Origin of the sequence: Streptococcus sp. ST14, from assembly GCF_046098195.1 — a bacterium.
Lineage (GTDB): Bacteria > Bacillota > Bacilli > Lactobacillales > Streptococcaceae > Streptococcus.
Genome location: NZ_JBJUSF010000046.1, coordinates 1 through 5433, shown reverse-complemented (window position 1 = coordinate 5433; position 5433 = coordinate 1). Strand labels below are relative to the sequence as shown.

Below are 5433 nucleotides of genomic sequence, written 5' to 3'. Positions count from 1 at the left end.
TTTTGTCTGAAAAATCTCGCTTTCTTATTGAGTTATAAGGATATTTGATTATTCCCAAAAATTTAGACACAAACAAAATAGTTTAGGCCCTTGATAAATTCAAGAAAGTGTGATAACATAGTACGGTATGTGGTGCTAGCACATCCGCTATATTAGATCTAATAGGAGGAAAACACAATGGCTAAAGTATGTTACTTTACAGGTCGTAAGACTGTATCAGGAAACAACCGTTCACACGCGATGAACCAAACAAAACGTGCCGTAAAACCAAACCTTCAAAAAGTTACTGTTCTTATCGATGGTAAACCTAAAAAAGTTTGGGCTTCAGCTCGTGCTTTGAAATCAGGTAAAGTTGAACGCGTTTAATAAAAATGAAAAGACCGCTTAGGTCTTTTTCTTTTGCTCTAAGGATAAAATCATTTGAAAAATAGAGTAAATATCCGCCGATACAGCATTCTGCTTTTACACTTGGACTGAAATATGATAAAATAGAGTATCAACTAGTTGAGGTAAAAAAAATGACTGTAAAAATTAATACAAAAGATGGTCAAATCGAACTGACAGATGAAGTGATTGCAACCGTAGTAGGTGGTGCCGCAACTGAGATTTTTGGTGTGGTCGGTATGGCTAGTAAAAATGCCCTCAAAGACAATTTCCAAGCCCTTCTTGGTAAGGAAAATTATTCTAAGGGTGTTGTTATAAAAGCAGCCGAAGATGGTAGCATTGCAGTTGATGTTTATACCGTATTGAGCTACGGAGTAAAGATAAGCGAAGTGTCAAAAAACATTCAAGAGCGTGTTCGTTTTAGTTTAGAAAATCAACTAGGAATTACTGCTCAGACTGTGAATGTCTACATTCAAAATATCAAAGTTGTAGGAGAATAATCGTGTCAAAAATTACTACCAGTTTATTCCAAGAGATGGTGCAAGCTGCATCAACTCGTTTGAATAAGCAAGCAGAATATGTCAATTCATTGAACGTCTTTCCAGTTCCAGATGGAGATACTGGGACAAACATGGGAATGACCATTGAAAATGGTGCTAAAGAAGTAGCAGACAAGCCTGCTTCTACAGTTGGAGAAGTAGCGAGCATTCTTGCTAAAGGTCTCTTGATAGGTGCGCGTGGGAACTCAGGGGTTATCACTTCTCAGCTCTTCCGTGGCTTCTCTCAGGCTATCAAGGAAAAAGATGAATTAACAGGTCAAGACTTGGCTCTTGCCTTCCAATCCGGTGTCGAAGTAGCTTATAAAGCAGTTATGAAACCAGTTGAAGGAACCATTTTGACTGTTTCTCGTGGAGCGGCTATTGGGGCTAAGAAAAAAGCCGAGGAGACAGATGATGCTGTTGAGGTCATGCGTGCAGCCTTGGAAGGCGCAAAAGCAGCTTTGGCTAAGACACCAGAAATGCTTCCAGTCCTTAAGGAAGTTGGTGTGGTAGACTCAGGTGGTCAAGGTTTGGTCTTCATCTACGAAGGATTCCTTTCAGCTCTTACTGGTGAATACAGTGCTTCTGAAGACTTTGTAGCGACTCCTGCTAACATGAGTGAAATGATCAATGCGGAGCACCACAAGTCTGTAGCAGGGCATGTGGCAACTGAGGATATTACCTTCGGTTACTGTACAGAGATCATGGTAGCTCTCAAACAAGGTCCAACTTATTCTAAGGACTTTGACTACGATGAATTCCGTAACTACTTGAATGACCTAGGGGATTCTCTTCTTGTTGTCAACGATGATGAGATCGTCAAAGTTCACGTCCATACAGAAGATCCAGGTCTTGTCATGCAAGAAGGTCTCAAATATGGTAGCTTGATCAAGGTCAAAGTGGACAACATGCGTAATCAACACGAGGCGCAAGTTGAAAAAGAAGCGACCCAAGGCAACAAGCCTGCTGAAACAAAAGAGTATGCCCTTATCGCAGTAGTAGCTGGTCAAGGTTTAGCAGATATCTTCCGTGCCCAAGGTGTGGATTATGTCATCGAAGGTGGTCAGACGATGAACCCTTCAACAGAAGACTTTATCAAGGCTGTTGAACAGGTCAATGCTCGCAACATCATCTTCTTGCCGAACAACAAAAATATCTTTATGGCAGCTCAGTCTGCGGCTGAAGTGCTTGAACAACCTGCTGTTGTGGTAGAAGCACGTACAATTCCTCAAGGGTTGACCAGTCTTCTTGCCTTCGATCCAAGCAAGTCTATCGAAGAAAATAAAGAACGCATGACTGCAGCCCTTGGTGATGTCATCAGCGGTAGTGTAACAACAGCCGTTCGTGATACAACTATCGATGGATTAGCAATTCATGAAAATGACAATCTTGGTATGGTTGATGGAAAAATTCTCGTGTCAAACCCTGACATGCACCAAACCTTGACAGAAACTTTGAAACATATGTTGGACGAAGATAGTGAAATCGTGACTTTCTATGTCGGTGAAGACGGAAGCGAAGAACTTGCCAATGAAATTGCCCAAGAAATCGCAGAAGAATTTGAAGATGTTGAAGTAGAGATTCACCAAGGTCAACAACCTGTATATCCATATCTTTTCAGTGTGGAATAATCGTGAAAATGGAATAAAAATAACAGAAGGAAGCTGGTTTTACAGCTTCCTTTTTCTATGCAAATGGAGTTATAAAGAAATTTATGTAGAAATGAACATTCTATTGGAAATTCTATTTACTATATGTTATAATGATAAAGCTGTTATGTTAGATTAAGTATGAATATAAAGGAGAAATGATGAAGAAAAAATTTTTTAATCAATCTTTTTCCCGCTTTTCGATTAGAAAGTTAAGTGTTGGGACCTGTTCGGTATTGCTAGGAACTTTTATGGTCATGGCTACTTCACCAGTGCAAGCAGATGAAGCTCAAGTCAACAATAAGGAACAACAAACGCAGGCGGAAATTCAACAGAAGGAAAAAAGTGCTGAGAATGGACAGGAAGTCATTTCTGAACCTCAAAAAGAGGTAACACAGAACGAAGCAGTTAAGGACCAGAAGGATAAAACTGAACCGTCCAAAACAGAAGTATCTGCACCAGTTGCTCAGAGCCAACCAGTTTCTCAAGTTGACAATACGAAGGAAGCGAGTCAGCCTTCTTTAGATGAGGAGAAAAAGCAATCTCTAGAATCAACTCAAACTGAGCAGAAAAGCAAGGAAGAAAGCAGTTCTAGCGGACAAACTTCTTCTAGACGCAAGAGATCGCTAGATGAAGTCAATGCTGTATTTCAAGCTCATTCGCCAATCAAAGATATCCATGCGGTAGATAGTGTCCGTGAATCCTTGAACTTTAGTATTACTGGACACGAAGCAGACTATTCTGGTGGGTATATCAAAATTCATTTCCAAAATGGGAAAGCTATTAAATTGACTCCTTCTCCAGTCGGTGGTGTAAAGTTCAGCCAAGAAAAAACGAATGGGGACCTTGATTTAAAGATAGAACCTACAAATCTGAGAGGTGGGGCAAACTATAACTTCGTCTATACTTTTCAGATAGATCCTTTGACTCAGAACTGGGGAGGTGCTGTCCAAGCCATTGGACCAGACCACAAGGTGACCGCAACTGCTAAGCTCTATGACAAAAATGGCAATGTCCTCAAAGAACTTGGAAGTATTGAACACACATGGAAAGTCTTAGAAAATGGTGTAGGGGGTCTGACACCAATGTCTAACAATCAGGTCATTGGCTACGATCGAAACAACGATGGTATTGTTGACGAAGATTCATCTGTTGTATCCTACTATCTATTTAATGGTGCGAAAGATCCTAAGAATAATACGGCAAGAAATGATTACTTCAACTATGGGAATGGTGTCTTTGATGGTCGTATGATCAATGGTATGGGGATTAGTGATGTCGGTGGGCATATTATTGATCCTGTCACATCCTATACCTATAATATAGAGTTAAAAGAAGGCTATGAGCTGACAGATGAAGCGAAAGCTCTAGGATGGACTGCCGATGCGACGGGTTACCATCTGACTATTAATAGAGCAAATAATCCGCTTCAAGATATTAACAACAATAAAAACAAGCTCATTCCAATTTCTTTCAAGTTAAAGAATGCCAAAGTAGCAGATATTAATAGAAAAGCGCAAAACCTAACTGTGACGGGTATCTATACAAAAGCAGATGGGACTAGCTATCAAAATACGGCTGTTCTCCCCTATACTCTCTTTGTTCAAAAAACTGATCAGCCAGAATCTTCTCTCTTTGAGTTTAGACACTATAATCAGTCAGATTCGGAGATAATTCGTTCTTATGGTGAAACAGAATACCGTTCTTATGTTCGGCTCTCTTCGGTCGCTGAGGTTGAAAAAGATTATCTTATCAATGACTATACTGTCACTCATAAAATACAGGACCCACGAGAGTCTTATCGGGAAGTCAATGCGATTGAGGAGCGTTATTGGAATGAATTTTTCTCTTCGCCGGATGCATCTGTAGAAGTATACAATAAAGCTACAGGTGAGTTGTTAGGGACTTTTAATAGTAACACTCGTAGTCTACGATTGACGGAAGAGCAAGATGTGAAGGAACTGGAGTACAAGTTTAAAAATATCAAGATGAGGAAGTCCTCAACCAATGATACTTCGGCATTTTTTTTCCAGACAAAAACACGTTTTAATAATTGGGAAAGTTTCTATAAAGACTCGACGATTAGTAAGTTGGATTCTAGAACGGATTCCACTTTTAACAATACTGGAAACACTGTTTCCTTCTCTCAAACGGCTTCAGCCGAATTGACGCGCGTTATCCAGCAAATTTCAATGATTGGTCGCCGTCGGACAGATGTCTTCAATCGACACACAGATGCTTCTGGTTTTAAAGAAGATTTTATCACAAGGACTGCGGGTAAAGACACCCCTACCCAGAACTTAGCAAACTTGACGGGAGTTTACCATCTGGCTTATTTGGCTGATCCACAATTAAACTTTAGTGGGAGTCCTAATTTTAAGGTTTATTATAATTACAAAGATACTGGGAAAACTCTCTACTATGCCCAAGTAAAGGGGACTCCAGACTCCCCTATGCCTCCAACGCTTTTGAAGTTGGAAAACAAGACGATTCCAAATGGGACCTATACCTATAAAGCGATTGCTTTCTGGGATGAGGAACTTCCTGACGTTCAAGCTCAGAATGGTTACGACTTGGGGGAGCTTGACGGCATTACAGTTACCTCGAAAAATTCAGTTTCTTATGACTTCGATGTGATCGTACAGGCTTCTGAAGCGAGTGGTGTCTACTCTGAAGTGAAGAGAGCTACAAATCAACACTTTGCCTACAATACCCAAGAGCACTATCCTGGTGATGAGATTGATTTCAGAGTGACCTATAAAAACGCATCTAAACAGCCGGTTTTGTACTGACCCCAAAAAGTTAGACAATTAATTTATCCGAAGGATTTAGTTCTGTATTGCACAGGACTGAGTCCTTTT

Annotated in this window: 4 protein-coding genes; all 4 read left to right on the top strand. The window is 40.3% G+C overall.

Features of this window, described 5'->3' with window-relative positions; all coding sequences use genetic code 11:
• Positions 1-177: 177 nt before the first annotated feature.
• Positions 178-366 carry a 50S ribosomal protein L28 gene (rpmB, locus tag ACIY19_RS10520; protein ID WP_001140948.1) on the top strand — a complete coding sequence of 63 codons (189 nt, stop codon included), beginning with the start codon at positions 178-180 and terminating at the stop codon, positions 364-366.
• Positions 367-518: 152 nt separating this feature from the next.
• Positions 519-884 carry an Asp23/Gls24 family envelope stress response protein gene (locus ACIY19_RS10515; protein WP_000216434.1) on the top strand — a complete coding sequence of 122 codons (366 nt, stop codon included), beginning with the start codon at positions 519-521 and terminating at the stop codon, positions 882-884.
• A 2-nt stretch (positions 885-886) separates the two neighbouring features.
• A complete protein-coding gene (locus ACIY19_RS10510) occupies positions 887-2554 on the top strand; it encodes a DAK2 domain-containing protein (protein WP_409003372.1) in 1668 nt (555 codons plus the stop codon).
• A gap of 179 nt (positions 2555-2733) precedes the next feature.
• On the top strand, positions 2734-5364 hold the full coding sequence (locus ACIY19_RS10505; RefSeq protein WP_409003371.1) for a YSIRK-type signal peptide-containing protein: 2631 nt from the start codon (positions 2734-2736) through the stop codon (positions 5362-5364).
• The last annotated feature ends 69 nt before the right edge of the window (positions 5365-5433 follow it).